Source organism: Sodalis ligni (assembly GCF_016865525.2).
GTDB lineage: Bacteria > Pseudomonadota > Gammaproteobacteria > Enterobacterales > Enterobacteriaceae > Acerihabitans > Acerihabitans ligni.
The window spans coordinates 6,248,992-6,267,859 of sequence record NZ_CP075169.1 but is presented as its reverse complement, the minus strand read 5'-3'; the positions used below and the strand labels follow the sequence as shown (position 1 = coordinate 6,267,859).

The window sequence follows — 18,868 nt, the reverse complement described above, 5'->3', positions numbered from 1 at the left end:
GCCGATAAGATTCCATCGCTTTATTTTTCCCACCTCTTATTGCAGGGTTTTTAGCATGCGTAGCAATCTGCCTGTGACCCAGAACGAATATATTTTACCAGACGACGCCACCCTGATGTCTGTGACGGATACACAGAGCCATATTACCTACGCCAATGCTGCCTTTATTCAGGCGAGCGGCTATCAACCCAATGAACTTCTGGGGCAGCCTCATAATATTGTGCGCCATCCCGACATGCCCTCCCAAGCCTTTGCCGATTTATGGAAAACGATACAGGCCGGCCGCTCATGGACCGCGCTGGTGAAAAACCGTCGCAAGAATGGCGATTATTATTGGGTGCGGGCGAATGTGACCCCGATAATTCGCAACGGCCAGTTGACCGGTTATATGTCGGTTCGCACCAAACCAACGCGTAAAGAGGTGGAGGAGACGGACCGGTTTTATCGGAATTTTACGGCGGGTAAAACCGGCGGCGTCAAGTTCCACGAAGGGCTGGCCCTTCGCGGCGGGCTGTTTGGCTGGATGTCCTGCCTGCAAACCATGTCGGTGCGATGGCGCATTCGCTGCGGGGCATTGGCGATTGTGCCCCTGAGCCTGATAAGCGCCTACCTATTGGCGCTTCCTGCGCAAGAAATAGGGCTGACCGTGGCATTGGCCGCTTGTATGTCCCTGTTGCTTTCACTCTGGATGGAAATTTTGGTATCACGACCGCTGGAACGCGTGCTGAAACAGTCGCTTAGCGTCGCCGCCGGCCAATTTGACAGTAATATGTCTCTAAATCGCGTTGATGAAGTAGGCATGATTTTGCGTGCTATTAATCAGGCGGGATTGAATCTGCGGTCATTTACCGATGATGTCAATGAGCAAATATCCGGCTTGCAGCATGCGGGGGATGGTATAGCTAGGGGCAATGGCGAACTGAGTTCCCGCAGCGAAGATGCGGCCTCCAGCCTTGAGCAAACCGCCGCCTCCATGGAACAGATGACGGCAACGGTGAAAAATAATGCCGATACCGCCCATAACGCCAGTAAACAGGCCAAATCCGCCAGTGAAGCCGCGAGTAAAGGCGGCGCGGTGGTGGGACAGGTGGTGGAAACCATGGCCACCATTACCAGCTCGAGCAAAAAAATCAGCGAGATCATTTCGGTCATCGACGGCATTGCCTTCCAAACCAATATCCTGGCGCTGAATGCCGCCGTTGAAGCGGCGCGTGCCGGTGAAACAGGACGGGGATTCGCGGTAGTCGCCGGCGAAGTGCGGTCATTGGCGCAGCGGAGCGCCAATGCCGCCAAAGAAATCAAAGACTTGATTAATGACAGTGTGGAAAAAATCGCCACCGGCAGCCAACTGGCGAATAACGCTGGTGAAGTCATGCATGATATTGTGAACCAGGTAACCCGCGTATCGTCAATGATCAGTGAAATCAGCCTGGCCACCACCGAACAATCGGAAGGCATCGGTCAGGTGAATATTGCCGTTGCCCAGCTCGATGAGGCCATGCAGCAAAATGCTCTATTGGTGGGAGAGACCACCTCCGTGACCGATGGTCTGCGGGATCGCACCATAAAACTCCTTCAGGCTGTTACCGTGTTTAGGCAGCATTTGATCGATGCGCCCAAAGCCCCGGTAGCGGAGACCTCCGGCTATTGATAGAGAGTAGCCATGCCGTTAAGGCATGGCGGATCCGGGACAAGCTTTTGGCGGGTAAATCCCGCCCTATCGTAATTATTGATGAACCCGTGCGGATTTCATCTGTGGGGGAAGCTTTTCCAGACGTTGCAGCGGCCGGTCCGGCCGGATCCAGAATGAAAGCACCACGCCGCATAACAACAGCGCAATGGACATAATGAACGGCAGCCGGTAGCTGCCGGTAACATCGCTGATATAGCCAAACGCCAGCGGAGAGACAACGCCCGCTATCCCCGCCGAGGTGCTGACAAAGCCGCTGGCCACCCCGGCATAGGCGGGGGCCACATCCAGCGGCACCGCCCAGATAGGCCCCTCCGCCAGCTCCAGGAAAAACAGCGATGCGGCCAGACACAGCGCAATCACATTCTGCTGATGAATGAACAGGACGCAGGACATAAACGCCAGGGATCCCAAAAAGGCGAAAATAATGATATTACGTCGCGCCGCATTGATATTCTTGGTCCGCTGAAACCACGCATCGGTTAACAGCCCGCCGGCGGTATTGCCCAGAACGCCGGCGATAAACACGCCCGAGGTAAATAGCGCGGATGTTTTCAAATTGATGCCGTACTCGCCGACAAAAAAGCTCGGCAGCCAGCTGAGATAAAGCCACAGTGTCCAGGCATGGCAGAAAAACACCAGCGTTACCGGCAGGATACGCCGGGTCAGCGCCAGCCAGGGAACCGGTGTGCGATGAGCCGGTCCTGAATAGGGGGGGTAACAGGGCAATCTCATCCTCCGTGACCTTCGGATGTTTACGGGGATCGTTACGAAAATAGAAGCACCACAGCGCCACCCATATCAGGCTGACACCTCCCAGCACCACAAAGGCGCCGCGCCAGCCGATCAACGGAATCAACGCCACCATGATAGGCGGCGTTATCGCCGCCGCGGCGCGTGCCGACGAATGGGTAAAGCCTTGCGCAAATCCGCGGCGCGCCACCGGCACCCAGTTCCCCATAGCCCGCGTGGCGTTGGGAATGGTTCCCGCTTCACCCAACCCTACCAGCATGCGGCTGAAGAACAGCGCAATAAGGCCGCCGGACAGCCCGGTGGCCAGCGTTCCCGCCGCCCAAAAAAGGCCTGACAGAGCCAGCATGCGACGCGGACCGATTTTATCGCCCATGTAGCCGTTGATGATCTGGAAAATAGCGTAACAGTAACCAAAAGCGGAAAGGACAAGCCCCAACTGCGTGTTGGACAGATGCATCTCGGTTTTGAGCAGCGGCGCAGCGATAGAGATATTCACCCGATCAATATATTCAATAAAATACATCAGGCAAATCAACATAAAGACTCTGCCCGTCGCTCCCCGGAACATTATCAATTTCATTGTCATACTCTCCGTCAAACGGGTAGCAGCCTGGCGGCAACCGTCCGCCGACAAGCTTTGCAGGTGATCATTGCCGGTAAGAGGCTGTTCAATCCCCCATCGGCTCGCATGTACAGGCCTCCGTGTCGGTGTTCGCCCCGACCACGATGCCTGATAAGGGGCACCCCGAGCGTCTATTCCCATGGTGGGATAACCGCCGGAGAAACCGCCGCAACATGCCATTCACCGTCCCGGTTCCTTACGAGAACAGCCGGAAAATGACAAAAAAACGCATTTCTTAAGTCTTTACACCGCTCGGGCGTTTCTCTGCGAGAGTTCAGTTACTGTGTCGCTGGTGAACTCTCCCTTAAGCAGTGCGATTGAATATTGAATATTGTCGACAATATTTCATGATAAAAACACATTGTTAACATCATTATTCTTTTTATGTTACATGGATCGCATATTTCTCTGCGACCCGCCCGAACGCAACGTGCTCGGTGCCCAGGGGCGGAATTTCCCGCAGACCGGCTGTATTCCGGGGCGGCTGCGGGCTATAACGTGGCCCTTTTGCTGGTTAAGAGCGATTTTTGCAAGAAACACTCCCGCTACCCATGCTAAAAGTCGCTGTCTCACCACGCTTTTATTAATAAACTCAACGCGTTGTATCGCGTTCTGAATTTACGGACAAGCAGCGTTGGCGTAGTGGCTGCAAATCGCTCCAAAGCGATCAATGCTGCCATAGGGAATGGAATCCTGAAATATAACAAGGGATCACGGATGAAAATGGTTTTGCCCACGGATGGGTATTCATCGGCAAGCGAATTCATGTCGGCCCTGCAGGGCACCCAGGGCGATGCCTTTTGGCTGCTCAAATCGCAGGGCCATTGGCACGGCGGCCTCCATCTTTTCGACAGCTTCGTCCCTGGGGCAATTTACCGTCCCGACGGCCCGGCCGGTCACGGCCTGAAAAGCATGACCGACGGCCATATCGTGGCCTACCGGCTCAACGACGATTACCGCGCCGCCGCCCACAACAAACGCGCCCTGAAATTCAGCACGACGTTTATTCTGGTGAAATCCACCTGCACGCCCGATAAGGCCAGACCGGCGCACGGGCTGGATTTTTATACCCTGTGGATGCAGCTGGCGCCGCTGTCGGTGTACGGCGCGAGCGACACCGTCATCGGCGAGGTGGCCGCCACGGCGCTTAAGGTCCGCCGGGACAATCCCGCGCCGGGCTGGGTGCGGCAGGGACTGCCCGGCGGCGACGGGGCGCAGGCGCGGACCTGTTACGATGTGCAAAACCGTTACCCGGCCCCGCGGGATACCTACACGCAGTTGCCTCGGCTCAGCACGGTGGAAATCCTGGAGGAGGCGACCTTTCTGCTGGACCGCCGTGCCGTGCCGTTTGTATACGTGCGGGTCATGTCCGTGCCCGAGGGGGTATCCGGCGGGCTGGCGGTGGGAGAGAGCGGCTGGATATCGGGACAGGAGAAGTATCTTAAACGCCGTGGCGGCACCGGCGCGCTTCCCCGCTGGATGAAAGCGGCCCGTCAGAACGGCGTATTCAACGAGGTGGTCGCCCTGGCTGGCGACAACGTGCTGCCGGTTAGCGCCGGCGAGATTATCGGCCACCTCGGCTATCTGGAATCGCCCCACAGCGCTCCGCATCATTTCTGCCACCTTGAGGTGTTCAGCCAGGACAGCCGGCTGCCGGATTTTGTAGCCAACCGGGCCGGGGTCACCGCCGGGGAGCCCTTTATTCATTCCCCCCGGGGCAAGCCGCGCTATTTCCACCGCGAGCGGGATAATACCTTTGTGGCGTCCGTCATCGGCGACGACCCCGTACTCACCGGCGAAGAACGCTTCACTCCACGAAGCAAAACCCGCTGGCAGAAGTCCGGGGATAACGCATGGTATGAGATTCCGGCGGAGAGGTCCTGGCTGGCCGAGAGCGACGTGACCGTAGTCAATCAGTTTGACCTGGCAAAGCGCGGATTTATCCTGCTGGAGCAGGATGAGCCGCCGCGGACTCTGCGACAAACGCCCCGAGAGGGCTGGCTGCGGCAGGGATTTCAGCGGCTCGCCGCGCTGGCGCAACAGAACACCCGCGATATGTATTCGTTAACCTACATCGAGGGCTACCAGCGGCTGCTCAAGGAGATGGAGTTCGAAAGCGATGGGGAAAAATTCAGTAAAAGACTGTGGCAGTTTCTGCACAACCGGCAATCACATATTCTCAAGCAGGTTCAGCGTCTTATTGTCAAGCACCACATCGAATGGCTGCATGACGGATTGTCGGCGCTGTGGCGGGCGGCGCTGGATGAGCAGGCCGGACAGCAGCCGGCCCTGGCGCTTTACAATCGGCAGTTTATAGATGCGCTGGTATGGATGAAGGACGTGCCGGAGATACGCAGCAGCGAGGCGCTGTGGCATTTGCATCCGGTGACGTTTTTGGAGGCGATATCTAAGAGTGATGCCAATACTTGTGCCTGTAACAGGGATATCACTCTTGAAGAGCTGTGTGCAATGGCACCTAATATAAAAGTAACTTTATTAGAAATTAATTTGCAAGCATTTAATGAAGCATTTTCATTATTTTGAATTAATACGTGTATAGGTAAGACTCATTTGTTAGCACAAATTTTCCATGAAAGTGGCGGACTAATCTATACAAAAGAGATTGCCGGGGAATCAGCGAGTTATAGCCCATGGTATGGTCGGGGACTGATCCAAATAACGCTTGAAACTAATTATAAAGCATATGCAAAATATATCAATGAGGATGTTTTTCAACAAGCACCAATCGAGATAAGCTCCTGTCTCTACCGCATAGCGTAACGTCTGCAGCCTGGTTTAGTAAAATTCATACAAAAGCAGCAGTGTTTGCTGACTTAGACGATTTTAATAAGATCACCCTGACTGTCAATGGAGGATTTAACGGTTATAATGATCGTTTGTCTTTTTTTAAAAAAGGTCTCGAGTCTCTCAAAGCTTCACATTTAATAAAATTGTATAAGAACGAGCATTATACTTTTGAGGAGAGTGATATTTATAACGGTAAGTTAGGATCCCTGGCCTGGGGAATTTGGCATGACCCTCAATCCAGAAGGACTGGAACTTCAAAAAATAATAATGAAGCATTGAAAGGATATCTTAGAGCTAAGTATTTAATAGAAACAAATCCGTTGACACAAAAATAAAAAGAAAGAAAATGGTACGGAATTATTGGCGAAAATTTATCCAGCTTTCTTGATGAAAAGATAAATAAATTAAATGAGGTTAATTGATGTTAAGAGCATTCTTATTATTTTTGTTATTAGTTTCGTGGACGTGCTTTTCATCTGAAGTCTCAAAGGATGTTCGTTGTTTTACCTCGACAGATGGACGAGTAAACTTAAAATTTGCACTGTTAACGGATAACAAATGGATGGGTGGTTATATTATATATAAAAATTCGTCTTCAGCCATAACGATAGTACCCATCAAAAGTGAATGTGAGACATTGGATGTTGATCGTCCATCAGAAACTACAACTACATGGCTAGCAGTAATTAATGGTGGTGTTGCGGGTAAATTTAAGGCGGTGCATCAAGGTGCAATTTTTTCTTATTTGAATTATTCCAATGCTAAAAATGAAAATGTGATGAATTTCGTACAAAATGATGATGCGTTCGATGGCAATGATTGTATTTGGAAATAATGTGTGTTTTTTATAAAAAAATCGGACCGTACTTTTAGGCCGTCAAAAATAATTATGATAGACGTTCAGAACGTTTCAAATAAGTAATATTGTATTTTAAAAATCCTTTTTATTTCACTTCTTGAAATTATTTATATAATCACTAAATGAGCAATTGTAGTTTGCTATAAGGGGGGCGTTGTTTAAAAATATAATAATTTATTAAAATTTTAAAATCGAGTTAAAGGTTATCTCAGCCGTCTTGGTCTAACATTAATAAGTTCCCTTTTTGACTGCCATTTTTGCATCTAATCCTGCTCAATAGCTCGTTATCTTTGGAGACAAATATTCCAGAGTGAGATTTGTGAGTCGAATCCATTTTATCGGTGCTCGTAAATATTTCGTAAGTATATTGACCATTGAAAAAGGAATGCTGGTTACAACATTAGAACCTTCAGATTCGCTTAATTTTAATTGTGATGGATCTATTTTTGTTTTAATATTATTTCTGGTGTGGTATTTTATTTCCCATAAGAATATAAAATGTAAGAATTTTCTTTCTCGAGTTTCATTTCATTTCCCGAGGTTGTACTGCAAAAAATATTAACTCAGAAGATATTGCGACTCCACTTAACCAAAAGTAAAGGAATGTGGTTGTGATTAAATTTTTGTAATTCATATGATCATCTCACATGGAACGTCATCTCGACGTAATTGGTGTTGGAATAACTTAGGATGCTAAGTCCCCGGAGATGGGAGCGAGACTGCTTTCCAAGAGAAAAAATTGATAAATAATTTGCTGGGTTTTTCACAATCTATTCGTTTCTCTCAACAGGTCTATTTATTGTCCGCTTTGCAACTTTTAATGAATTGTAGCCTTTGTTTGCATCAAACTTCAAGGTATATCCTGTATAAATCTATTTGTAAAGCTTCATCTTTTTACCTTCACGCTCTAAAATTCATTAGCAAAAAAGCATCGGGCTTCACCGGGTAAATACTTAATAAAGCTATATACCACATATGGTAATTTAAATGCTTAGCCAGCTGTCTAAATAGCTTTTCATATTAGCGCTACACTTGCGGGAGATGACATCCCGCCAGCGCTGGCCCTGCACGATGAGAAGTGAAGCATTAATGCGCAAAGCTATTTAGCTCATTTCCCAGTGATAGCGATCGTTACCGATCGATATGGCATTCCTTTATCATTATCGCGTATCTGACCGATAAGCGGCGATCATGGCAGAACCAGGATCCTCATCACAAAACGCGTATTCACTCTAGAGATTGCTTCTCTTTAACTGGTATAAAAGGTATCAAGGTATATAGTTATTCCAATCAAAAAATCTCCGGAGGAATGATGAAAACTGCATTAACCGGCGTTATTACCGCGCTGCTGACCCCCTACGATGAACAGTTCCGCATTGATGAGGCAAGCCTGCGCAGCCTGGTGCGCCATAACATACAACAAGGTGTTGATGGACTTTATGTGGGCGGTTCCACCGCAGAGGCGCTGCTGCAAAACGGCGCCGAGCGGCGGGAGGTACTGCGTATCGTGGCAGAAGAAGCAAAAGGCAAGCTGGCGCTGGTGGCCCATATAGGCGGCATCAGCACCGCCGAAAGCTGCGCCCTGGCGGAAGCGGCGGCGGAGTATGGTTATGACGCGGTGTCAGCGGTGACACCGTTTTATTATCCATTCACTTTTCCCGAACTGCGTGCTCATTACAGTGACATTATCGCCGCCGCCCAGGGCAAACCGATGATTATCTACAATATCCCGGCAATGAGCGGCGTGAAGCTCGGGATGGAAGAGCTTGGCGAACTGTTGTCGCTGCCGAACGTGGTCGCTCTCAAACATACTTCCGGCGACTTTTATCAGCTTGAACAGATCCATCGGGCCTATCCCGATAAAATTCTTTACAACGGATATGACGAAATTTTCCTGTCCGGCCAGATGGCGGGCGCCCAGGGCGGCATCGGCAGTACCTATAACGTCATGGGCTGGCGCTACCAAGGCATCCTGCGTGCTTTGGCAAACAGGGATATCGACCTGGCGCGTCGGATACAGTCCTCATGCAACCAGGTGATCGACGTTCTGGTAAAAACGGGCGTGTTCGGCGGCCTGAAAACCATCCTCCAGGAATGGGGCGTTATTCGCTGCGCCGCGTGCCGCAAGCCTTTTTCACCGGTGCAAGAAAATCATCTGCCTGAATTGAAACGTATCGCAAGGGAGTTGCAGGCGGAATTTCAACACCATAAAAACTAGAAAAACTGCCGGCCCGCACGAGCGGGGCCGGTTTATTTTACATATGTGCCGACTCCCGGTTCCGTTGCGGCCGGGCCTGATAAACATGCACTGCAAAGTGTAGGAGATTATCATGCGTCAACCCTCTGTGACCCTACCCTGGTATCGTCAGCTATCGCTACCGCAATGGAAGGCCTTCGCCGCGGCCTGGATCGGCTATGCCCTGGATGGTTTTGATTTTGTCCTGATGGCCCTGGTACTCACCGAAGTCAAACAGGATTTCGGTTTAACTACGGTGCAGGCCGCTACCCTTATCAGCGCCGCGTTTATTTCCCGCTGGTTCGGCGGGCTGATACTGGGGGCGCTGGGGGATAAATACGGCCGTCGTATGGCCATGGTCACCAGCATACTGCTGTTTTCACTGGGGACGCTGGCGTGCGGACTGGCACCCGGCTATACCTTTCTCTTCGTCGCACGGGTGATCATCGGCATGGGCATGGCGGGGGAATATGGCGCCAGCTCGACCTATGTCATCGAAATTTGGCCGCAGCACTTGCGTAATAAGGCCAGCGGCTTTCTCATCTCCGGCTTTGCCATCGGCGCGGTGGCTGCGGCGCAGATTTACAGCGTGATCATACCCATCTGGGGCTGGCGGATGCTGTTTTTCATCGGTATCGTCCCGATTATTTTCGCCCTCTGGCTACGCCGCAGCATTCCGGAAACGGTGGAATGGCAAGCGCAGAAAACCCAGCATGGGCATAAACAGACGCTGATTGATATCCTTTACCGCGGCAGGCATCGGGTTTGGAATGCCATCGCCACGGCGGCGGTTATCGTCATGCTGTATCTTTGTTTCTCCGGTCATGCCGGCCCGGCGGCGGTGGCGGCGTTTCTTGGCATCGCCTGCGCCGCCGTCTTCATCAGTTTTATGGTGCAAAGCAGCGGCGATCGCTGGCCTACCGGGGTGATGCTGATGCTGGTGGTGTTCAGCGCCTTTCTTTACTCCTGGCCTATTCAGGCGCTGCTGCCCACCTATCTTAAAACCGAGCTGGCCCTCAATCCCACCCTGGTGGCCCATATTCTGTTTTTCAGCGGCTTCGGCGCCGCGGTGGGGTGCTGCCTGGCCGGCTTTATCGGCGACTGGCTCGGCACGCGCAAAGCCTATGTGTATAGCCTGTTTTTGTCGCAACTGCTTATCATCCCGGTATTCGCCATGACCTCATCCAATCTGGTGGCTCTGGGTGCGCTGCTATTTTTCCAGCAAATGCTGGGGCAGGGGATCTCCGGCCTGCTGCCCAAACTGGTGGGCGGCTACTTCGATACTCATCAGCGGGCTGCGGGGCTAGGATTCACCTACAACGTGGGCGCGCTGGGCGGCGCCCTGGCGCCGGTGCTAGGGGCGGCTATATCCCAGCGGCTGGACCTGAGCACGGCGCTGGCTTCGTTATCGTTCGGGCTGACCTTCGTGACGCTGCTGCTGATAGGCTTTGATATGCCGTCCCGGTTGCAGCGCTGGCTGCGTCCGCAGGCGCTGCTTAAATTCGACACGGTGGACGGATTGCCGTTCAGCGGCGCCATGCCACGTGACGAATGGCGCCGGCATGAAAATGAACAGCGCCGGCGGCACAAGGCAAACAGCGAGGCTTTGCAGCAAAAAGCACAGCCGCCGGCGGGCGCGTCGGAAAGACGATCCTGAGGCGGGAGTCCGAGCGCGACGCCTTTGAATAAATGCGGCCGGTCCCGGGTGGCAGCGCGATGGTATAATAGGTTATCCTTGACCCTGGTATCCGTTCAATGGAAAGGCCCATGACAAGTCTGAATAAGCAATCCACCGCTGACAACCGGGTTCCCCTCATGCAAAGCCGTCCGGTAAAGCGCAAGAAGCTTTCCGATATGGTTGAGGAAGAACTGGAGTTCATGATCCGCCGCGGCGAATTTGTCGAGGGCGATCAATTGCCCTCCGAACGGGAACTGATGGATTTTTTCCATGTGGGCCGGCCATCTGTGCGCGAAGCGCTGGCGGCCCTCAAGCGCAAGGGCCTGGTGCAGATTAGCAATGGCGAGCGGGCTAGGGTGAGCCGTCCGTCCGCCGATACCGTGATAAGCGAACTCTCCGGTATGGCCAAGGACTTCCTTACCCAGCCGGGCGGCATCAAGCATTTCGAGCAGTTGCGTATGTTTTTCGAGTCCAGCCTGGTACGCCATGCCGCGGTTCACGCCACCGACGCGCAGATAAGCAAACTAAAGCAGGCGCTGGAGGCCAACAGCCGGGCGCTGGCGGATAATATGCTGTTTGTGCGCACCGATGTGGCGTTTCACCGCGTGCTGGCCTCCATTCCCGGCAATCCGCTTTTTTTGACCATCCATCACGCGCTGCTGGACTGGCTTATCGCCATGCGGGTGGGACTGACCGAGCCGGAAGAGATTATTCGGCATAATAGCCGCAGCTATGAGCAGCACGTAACGCTTTACGAAGCCATCCGTCGCCACGATGCGGACGGCGCGGAAAAAGCGCTGCAAGATCATTTAAGCAGCGTATTGGCCGCCTATTACGCTAGAACCTGAGAGCATAGCCTTGCGGTTTACGGTGACCGCGTCAAATCGGCATTTAATTTCCAAAGTTATAATTCATGAATGAAACTAAAATAAGACATCACCTTATTTTAAGTTAAGGACTAAGTTAAAATAGCGAATGCTCTTATTTTAAGTTAAGGCTTAAGTTAAAATAAGGGGGAATCTAATTTTAACTTCGTCCAGGAGACCCTATGCAACGCGGACTAACCGGCCATTATGTTCCCAGCATAGCGGGCAGCATCAGCTGTCAAGCATTTATTCCCCATGCGCTGCCGCCCTCGCCGGCGTTGCAAATCGATAGCAAATTGCAAAAAAGGATCAATGATGCCAATCGCGCACTGGGTCGCCTGGACGCTATCGGCATGTTGTTGCCTGATACCAAGCTTTTTCTCTATAGTTATGTGCGCAAAGAAGCCGTTATGTCCTCGCAAATTGAAGGGACTCAATCTTCCTTAAACGACCTGATGCTGTTTGAGATGGAAGGTTCTCCAGGCGTACCCATGGATGATGTGCAGGAGGTATCTTGTTATGTGAATGCACTTTATCTGGGCGTCCAGCGTATCAATGAGGGCTATCCGATTACATTTCGTTTGCTCGTAGAGATGCATCGGGCCCTAATGACCTCCGGACGAGGCATCAGCCGCGGCCCAGGCGAATTCAGGCAAAATCAAGTTTGGATTGGCGGCCATAGGGCCGATGAGGCCGCTTTTGTTCCTCCGCCGGGCCATGCTTTGGGCGAATGTTGGAGCGAGTTGGAAAAATTTATCAATGATCAGCCCGAGGCAACCGATCCTTTGGTCAAAGCCGCTTTGGTCCATGCTCAATTTGAAACCATACATCCCTTTATGGATGGTAATGGCCGTTTGGGCCGTTTGCTGATACCGTTAATTCTGGTGGAAGCTAAGGTCTTGCAACAGCCGTTGCTCTATTTATCTGTGTTTTTCAAAAAGCACCGCCATATCTATTATGAGCGTTTGCAGCAGACAAGAATAACCGGTGATTGGGAGGCATGGTTATTGTTTTTTGTCGATGCTGTTGCCGCTACAGCGACTCAGGCTGTTGAAATGACTAAAGAGCTTAACCTACTGCATATTGAGCATAAGGCTTTATTATCCGGACTCGGCCGTTTGTCGGGGTCAGCTAAACTGATTTTGGATGCGTTCTTCGAGTACCCTATCGCCAGCATCAGCAAGCTGGTTGAGCGAACAGGGTTGACCGCCGCCACAACAGGTAAGGTATTAACCGTTTTGGAAAAGGAACAGCATTTAATCGCCGAGATTACGGGTCATAAACGACATCGTGTCTATGCCTATTTGAAATATCTAGAGATTCTGAATAAAGATTGATTACCGTCCCCTGGCCGTGATGGATGTGCCTTTGGATCTCCTTCGTGAGGTGAAGTCAGATTGGAGGCTTGCTTATTAATTTACCAGTCCGAACACCAGGTTGGCAGCGTGTAGCCGATTATAGCCAGTATCAGCACCTCGCAGCGTTGTAAAAGGCGAGGGCGCTCCCTAAAAAGCCATCACCTATATGATAAATATTTTATTGGTACAATAAATCTGTAAAAGCTGTCACACCATTAGTCATATGTTTGAACTATCATGGGTGCAGTCGCGCCGGCCTGCAGAAGCGGTGTTCGGAATAATTCATTATTTATCAATAAAATATCATTTAGCATGTGAGGGAAATCAGATGTCTGATATCGTAAATTGGGGTGTGCTTGGCTATGCCCGTATAGCAAGACTTTCCGTTATCCCGGCCATAGGCAGGGCGTCTAATGCCCGTCTGCTCGGGGTAGCCTCGCGCAACGCCGGGGAATTGCCCGCCAAAGAATGGGAACGGACTTATGACAGTTATGATGCTCTCTTGGCCGATGATGACATCCAGGCGGTGTATATTCCGTTGCCGAATTCTTTGCATAAAGATTGGGTGATTAAGGCGCTGAAGGCAGGCAAGCATGTGCTTTGTGAAAAACCCCTGGGGCTAACCGCCGCCGAAGCGCAAGAGATGCAGCAGGCGGCCCAAGCGCAACAGCGTATTTTGATGGAAGCGTTTATGTACCGCTACACCGATCGCATGCAGGTGGTGAAGGAGATACTGGACAGCGGAGCCTTGGGCGACCTGCGCCATATCAATGCCTCGTTCCGCTTCCTGCTGGACCGGCCGAATACCATCAAAGCCAAGCCGGAACTGGGCGGCGGCGCGCTTTATGATGTCGGTTGTTATCCGGTCAATTTTGTCGGCATGGTGACCGGACGACTACCGTTGCGCTGTAAGGCCCTGGTGGAAACGGAGCAGGGCGTGGATACCAATCTATCGGCCTTGTTGCAGTATGATGATGGCTTGATTGCCAATATACATTGCGGATTTAACGCTTTTTCCCGGATTTATGCGGAAATCATCGGCACCAAGGGAATGCTGCGGATCGATAATACCTTTCTGGATGACGCGGGCGAGGTCTATCTGCATCAGGCCGGGAGCGTGCGTGCCATTCCGGTAGCGGAATCGGACCGTTACAAGGCGGAAATCACCCACTTTTCCGATGCCGTGCTTGACCCTTCCGCGCCGCTGTTATCCCTGGACGAAAGTATCATGAATTTGAAAGTCATTGATATGATCAGAAAAGATATGCAAGGCTGATAAAGAGTGAGTCATGTGTGCATGCGGTTGCCATGACTCTGTAAACAAAAAGTGAAATATATATCCCCGCCATCACCTTTTATTTTAATTTCATTTTATTGCTCTAAAAATCAATCCTGAATAATGAGACATTGATCTCAATTTAATATTGGCAATCCTGAGGATTGTCTTTTTGATATTTATTTACAGAAATGTAAACAATGCTGAAATTTATTTACTTCTTTACTTTAAAGGCAACATCAGAGTAACGTCAAAATAATCTTGAGGGTAATGAAAAAGGGATGGGTTATGAAACTCGGTTTTATTGGTTTGGGCAAAATGGGCGGGGCCATGGTGCGGCGTTTGAACAACGCCGGTCATGAGGTGGTGGCGGTGGATAAGGATCCTGTGGCGCTGGAAGAAGCGAAAAACCATAACATTACCGTCTGTCCCAGTATTGAAGAAGCCGTCGGTCTGTTGCCGCTTCCCCGTACTTTATGGGTAATGACGCCGCCGGGCAACGCCACCGAGCAGGTTATCTCCACACTGAAGCCGCTTCTCAGCGAAGGGGATATTGTCGTTGACGGCGGTAATTCCGATTTTAGGGATACCCTTCGCCGCGGCCGCAGCCTGGGCGAGAAAGGCATTATTTTTGTTGATGCCGGCGTCAGCGGCGGGACGCAGGGCGCAAGGGAAGGCTGCGGTTTACTGGTGGGGGCAAACGAACAGGTATTCGCCTATCTTTCGCCGCTGTTTGAGGCGCTGGCCGCAAAAGGCGCTTGGGCCCGGGTCGGCAACAGCGCCGCGGGCCATTTCACCAAAGCGGTCCATAACGGCGTCGAGTATGCCTTGATGCAGGCTTACGGTGAAGGGTATGAGCTTTTGGCGGCCTCGGACATTGAGGTCGATGTCTTGGCCACCATGGAGGCGTGGCAAAACGGCTGCTCGATACGTTCCCATCTTTTGGAAAAACTCATCGAGGCATTAACGCCGGATGTTTCCCTTAAGGGGGTGAAAGGGTACGCCGCCGATTCCGGCATGGGGCGCTGGACGGTTGAAGAAGCCATCCGGCTGCGGGTTCCTACGCCTACCATCAGCGCCGCGCTGCAGGCAAGGTTTCGTTCGCAGCAGGATGATTCCCCGACTATCAAAAGCATTGCCGCCTTGCGCGGGGTTATTGGCGGTCATGCGGTTAAAAAGAGTGAGGAAAAATAATGGCCGCCTATGATGTGAAGGAAAGAATTTTAACCGTTATTTCCGAACTCGATCAAATCCGAGATGCTCTGGATGGTGAACGGCTGAATCGGCTGGCGGATATTATTCTTCAAACACCCAGAGTTTTTTTTAGCGGGCAGGGGCGCTCGGGCTTGATGGTAAAAGCCATCGCCATACGCCTGATGCATATCGGCATTCAGGTATATGTCGCCGGAGAGAGCAATACGCCCGCCATCGAAAAAAATGAATTATTAGTGGCGGTCTCCTCATCGGCGAAAACCACCGTAACGCTTTCCCACATAGCGGCGGCCCGCAAGGCCGGGGCGAAAGTGGTGTTAATCAGTTCAGCTCCGGCGCCAGAGGTGGATGCGGATATTCATATTCAGATACCGTCCCGTACCGAGGTGGCAACCGAACAACATGCAGGTTCTTTATTCGAGCAATCTCTATTGATAGCCGGGGACGCCATTGCATGGCGCATTCAAAATCTACGTGGCAAACAGGATGCTGACCTCGATAAACGGCATGCCAATTTGCAATAAATAATAATTGAATGTTTTACCAACCCTACCCCTGAATGTAATTCAGGGAGCTATCTGCAAAAAAACAATATCAGGAGGATATCTTGAGCCAGATCATATCCCAAAAAAATAACCTGCAAGCTATGACGCAGATCGAAGAATCCACTCTGAAAAAGATGCGCTGGAGGCTTATCCCTTTTTTACTTATATTGTATGCCATCGCCTATTTGGATCGTACCAATATCAGCTATGCCGCGCTGCAAATGAATGGCGAGCTTAAAATAACCGGCAGCCAGTTCGGTATGGTGGCCAGTATTTTCTTTATTGGCTATTTTATATTTGAAGTGCCGAGTAATGTTGCTCTACATAAATTCGGTGCAAGAAAGTGGATAGCCCGTATATTAATCTCCTGGGGCCTCGTGGCGTTTTTAACCGCTTTTGCCACGGGAATTTATCATTTATATATTTTGCGTTTCCTGCTGGGTGCGGCGGAAGCGGGTTTTTTCCCCGGTATCGCGTTTTATCTGACCTATTGGTTCCCGCGCCGTCACCGCGCCGGCGCCATGGCCACATTTTTCCTGGCGCAAATCGTTTGTAATTGCCTGGGAGCGCCGCTAAGCGGGATCATTATGGATAATATCCATTGGCTGGGTTTCTCCGGCTGGCGCTGGATGATTTTACTGGAAGCTGTTCCTGCCATACTGCTTGGCATCGCCACATTTTTTGTACTTAATGACTCCCCGCAAGACGTTAAATGGCTTTCCTCCGAGGAAAAGTCCTGGGTTAAAGAAGAACTGGAAATCGAAGCCGCGAATTCTACGCCACCGCAGATGCATTGGTGGAAAATTCTGGGCGATAAACATATTCTTTATTTAGCCGTTACCTATGTATGGATTGTCATGGCAATTTATGGCATCACGTTCTGGATGCCGACCCTTATCAAGGGCTTTCAGGCGCACTTTTCCAACACCGTTATTGGTTTCCTGGTGGTGATCCCAACCGTCGTGGGGGGGATAGCCATGCTTATCAACGGTTGGCATTCGGATAAGACTATGGAGCGGAAATGGCATGTGGTTACGGTAATTCTTATCGGGGCCGTGGGTATGTTTCTTTTGTCCATAACCACCAACACCTGGCTGTCCATGCTCTGGCTGTGCCTGATATCCGTGGCCGCCTATGGCTATATCGCGGTGTGGTGGACCATCCCGACGGCTTTTTTATCAGGTCTGTCCGCCGCCGTCGGTCTTGCCGCCATCAACTCGGTGGGCAATCTGGGCGGTTTCTTCGGCCCATGGATAGTCGGTATGCTGGTGGACTGGACCGGGACGCCGCGGGCCGGTTTGCTGTTTCTGTGCGCTTCCTTCGTGGTTGGCGCGGTGATGCTGGCCTCTTTCCGGCCGCCGGTAAAGCAGTAAGAGGTTAGCATGACGCATTCCACTTATGTATTGGCTATCGACATAGGTTCGTCCTCGCTCCGTGCAGCCCTGTTTGATGGTTATGGCCGCCAGAGCGGGGAATGTATCCGCCGCGGGTACAGTCTGGACACCGACGCCATGGGCAAGGCGACCCTGGATGCCGATACCCTGTTTAACGATCTGTTCGGCGCGTTGGATGAGCTGATGTCCATTACGCCGGACCGGCAGAATATTACCGGAGTGGGTATCAGTATGTTCTGGCATAGCCTGACGGGAATAAACGATCGGCAAGCCGCTACCTTTCCCATTATCACCTGGGCGGACGGCCGATCGGCCCATGAAGCCGCCGCGTTGAAATACTCCGGCATCGGCCGTCGTCTCCATGCCTTGACGGGATGTCCGGTGCACTCCAGCTATTGGCCGGCGCGTCTGCGCTGGCTGGCGGCACAGCATGCAACGGCGTTCGCCCAGACCCGTTATTGGTTATCCACCGCCGACCTGCTGTTTCTTCGCCTCTTCGGCCGCATCGGCACGTCTGTTTCCATGGCCTCAGGCAGCGGGCTGTGCGATCTCAATCAAAAACAGTGGTCACGTGAGGCTATCGGTATCGCCCGCATCAGGCCGGAGCAGTTGCCGCCCATCTCCGATGAACCTCTGCGGGGATTGGTTGCCCCATGGGGCGAGCGCTGGCCCAGGCTGGCTGCCATCCCTTGGTATCCGGCATGGGGTGACGGCGCCTGTTCCAATATCGGCGCAGGGGCAAACAGCCTTGATTCACTGGTATTGATGCTGGGCACCAGCGGATCCATGCGTATGGTGTGGCAAGCCGACAGTGTGTCTGTGCCTGATGCGGGGCTGTGGTGTTATCGCGTTGATGACAAACGCTTCGCCGGCGGTATGGCCTTGTCGGAAGGGGGAAACGCCGCTGCCTGGGCGCGACAGCTGCTTGATAAGGAATCCGCAGCCGATATTGATGATCGGGTGGCGGCTTTGGCGCCGGATGCCCATGGCCTGTGCGTGCTGCCCTATTTTTGGGTTCCCGCAGCCCGCAGTGGTCGGAAGGGCGCACCGCAGCCATTAGCGGTATCACGGCGGCCACCACGGCGGTGGAGATTTATCGCGCGATGCTGGAAAGCGTCGGTTTACGTTTTGCCTTCCTGAAAAACCGGCTGGATCGGGCATGGCCCGGAAAACGGCGGATTATCGCCACCGGCGCCGGCTTTTTGCGTTCCTCTGTCTGGCCGCAGATTGTCGCCGATTGCCTTGGGGAATCCCTTGACGTCTCAGACATTGAAGAGGGATCGCTGCGCGGGGCGGCGCTGCTGGTTTTGGAAAAACAGGGCCAGGGCGAAGAGATTGAATTTCCAGTTAACCGGACGGTTTATCCCAATTCAGGGGCCCATGAGAGATATAAAATCGCCCTTGAACGGCAGGCGGATTTTGATAATCATATGATAGAGATGTTAAAACAACGGCTGGAGGAATTGCGATAAGAAGCAGTGCCGGTTACGAAAGCGATCACAATCATATTTCTTATCTTTTTCTATACTCTTTCCTACAGGAAGACCTGTTATCTCCATCGCCTTTTTCAA

Annotated in this window: 15 protein-coding genes and 1 pseudogene; 14 read left to right on the top strand and 2 right to left on the bottom strand. The window is 51.9% G+C overall.

Annotated elements, in window-relative coordinates:
• Nucleotides 1–55 precede the first annotated feature (55 nt).
• Entirely contained in the window at nucleotides 56–1,651 is a 1,596-nt protein-coding gene (locus GTU79_RS29120) for a methyl-accepting chemotaxis protein (protein ID WP_203524166.1), read from the top strand.
• A gap of 75 nt (nucleotides 1,652–1,726) precedes the next feature.
• Here the strand turns inward: GTU79_RS29120 and GTU79_RS30940 are convergent, their stop codons facing one another.
• Both GTU79_RS30940 and GTU79_RS30935 read right to left on the bottom strand, forming a co-directional pair.
• Nucleotides 1,727–2,425 carry an MFS transporter gene (locus tag GTU79_RS30940; RefSeq protein WP_253073453.1) on the bottom strand — a complete coding sequence of 233 codons (699 nt, stop codon included), beginning with the start codon at nucleotides 2,423–2,425 and terminating at the stop codon, nucleotides 1,727–1,729.
• Between the two features lie 58 nt (nucleotides 2,426–2,483).
• Nucleotides 2,484–2,966 (bottom strand): annotated as a pseudogene (locus GTU79_RS30935) (MFS transporter); the annotation flags it as partial.
• Between the two features lie 816 nt (nucleotides 2,967–3,782).
• On the opposite strand from GTU79_RS30935, the gene GTU79_RS29105 reads away from it, so the two are divergent.
• The 13 genes from GTU79_RS29105 to GTU79_RS29045 all read left to right on the top strand — a co-directional run bounded on the left by GTU79_RS29105 (nucleotide 3,783) and on the right by GTU79_RS29045 (nucleotide 18,769).
• On the top strand, nucleotides 3,783–5,609 hold the full coding sequence (locus GTU79_RS29105) for a hypothetical protein (RefSeq protein WP_203524164.1): 1,827 nt from the start codon (nucleotides 3,783–3,785) through the stop codon (nucleotides 5,607–5,609).
• A gap of 278 nt (nucleotides 5,610–5,887) precedes the next feature.
• Nucleotides 5,888–6,208: a hypothetical protein gene (locus tag GTU79_RS29100; RefSeq protein ID WP_214513594.1), complete on the top strand. Its 321-nt coding sequence runs from the start codon at nucleotides 5,888–5,890 to the stop codon at nucleotides 6,206–6,208.
• A 227-nt stretch (nucleotides 6,209–6,435) separates the two neighbouring features.
• Nucleotides 6,436–6,708 carry a hypothetical protein gene (locus GTU79_RS29095; RefSeq protein WP_214513593.1) on the top strand — a complete coding sequence of 91 codons (273 nt, stop codon included), beginning with the start codon at nucleotides 6,436–6,438 and terminating at the stop codon, nucleotides 6,706–6,708.
• 1,336 nt (nucleotides 6,709–8,044) lie between these two features.
• Nucleotides 8,045–8,950: an N-acetylneuraminate lyase gene (gene nanA / locus GTU79_RS29090; protein ID WP_203524160.1), complete on the top strand. Its 906-nt coding sequence runs from the start codon at nucleotides 8,045–8,047 to the stop codon at nucleotides 8,948–8,950.
• A 112-nt stretch (nucleotides 8,951–9,062) separates the two neighbouring features.
• Nucleotides 9,063–10,625, top strand: a complete 1,563-nt coding sequence (locus GTU79_RS29085) for an MFS transporter (RefSeq protein ID WP_203524159.1) — start codon at nucleotides 9,063–9,065, stop codon at nucleotides 10,623–10,625.
• A 110-nt stretch (nucleotides 10,626–10,735) separates the two neighbouring features.
• Entirely contained in the window at nucleotides 10,736–11,494 is a 759-nt protein-coding gene (locus GTU79_RS29080) for a transcriptional regulator NanR (protein WP_203524157.1), read from the top strand.
• A 200-nt stretch (nucleotides 11,495–11,694) separates the two neighbouring features.
• Nucleotides 11,695–12,849: a Fic family protein gene (locus tag GTU79_RS29075; RefSeq protein WP_203524156.1), complete on the top strand. Its 1,155-nt coding sequence runs from the start codon at nucleotides 11,695–11,697 to the stop codon at nucleotides 12,847–12,849.
• A gap of 349 nt (nucleotides 12,850–13,198) precedes the next feature.
• Nucleotides 13,199–14,146 (top strand): Gfo/Idh/MocA family protein, encoded by a 948-nt coding sequence (locus GTU79_RS29070; protein ID WP_203524155.1) that lies wholly within the window; start codon nucleotides 13,199–13,201, stop codon nucleotides 14,144–14,146.
• A gap of 288 nt (nucleotides 14,147–14,434) precedes the next feature.
• Nucleotides 14,435–15,340 carry a phosphogluconate dehydrogenase (NAD(+)-dependent, decarboxylating) gene (gene gnd / locus GTU79_RS29065; protein WP_203524154.1) on the top strand — a complete coding sequence of 302 codons (906 nt, stop codon included), beginning with the start codon at nucleotides 14,435–14,437 and terminating at the stop codon, nucleotides 15,338–15,340.
• Nucleotides 15,340–15,882: an SIS domain-containing protein gene (locus GTU79_RS29060; RefSeq protein ID WP_203524152.1), complete on the top strand. Its 543-nt coding sequence runs from the start codon at nucleotides 15,340–15,342 to the stop codon at nucleotides 15,880–15,882. The genes gnd and GTU79_RS29060 overlap by 1 nt, the downstream gene beginning before the upstream one ends.
• A gap of 83 nt (nucleotides 15,883–15,965) precedes the next feature.
• Nucleotides 15,966–17,276, top strand: coding sequence for an MFS transporter (locus tag GTU79_RS29055; RefSeq protein ID WP_203524150.1), 1,311 nt, complete (start codon nucleotides 15,966–15,968; stop codon nucleotides 17,274–17,276).
• A 9-nt stretch (nucleotides 17,277–17,285) separates the two neighbouring features.
• Nucleotides 17,286–18,437 (top strand): FGGY family carbohydrate kinase, encoded by a 1,152-nt coding sequence (locus GTU79_RS29050; RefSeq protein ID WP_203524149.1) that lies wholly within the window; start codon nucleotides 17,286–17,288, stop codon nucleotides 18,435–18,437.
• Nucleotides 18,353–18,769 carry an FGGY-family carbohydrate kinase gene (locus GTU79_RS29045; RefSeq protein WP_253073709.1) on the top strand — a complete coding sequence of 139 codons (417 nt, stop codon included), beginning with the start codon at nucleotides 18,353–18,355 and terminating at the stop codon, nucleotides 18,767–18,769. The genes GTU79_RS29050 and GTU79_RS29045 overlap by 85 nt, the downstream gene beginning before the upstream one ends.
• Nucleotides 18,770–18,868 lie beyond the last annotated feature (99 nt).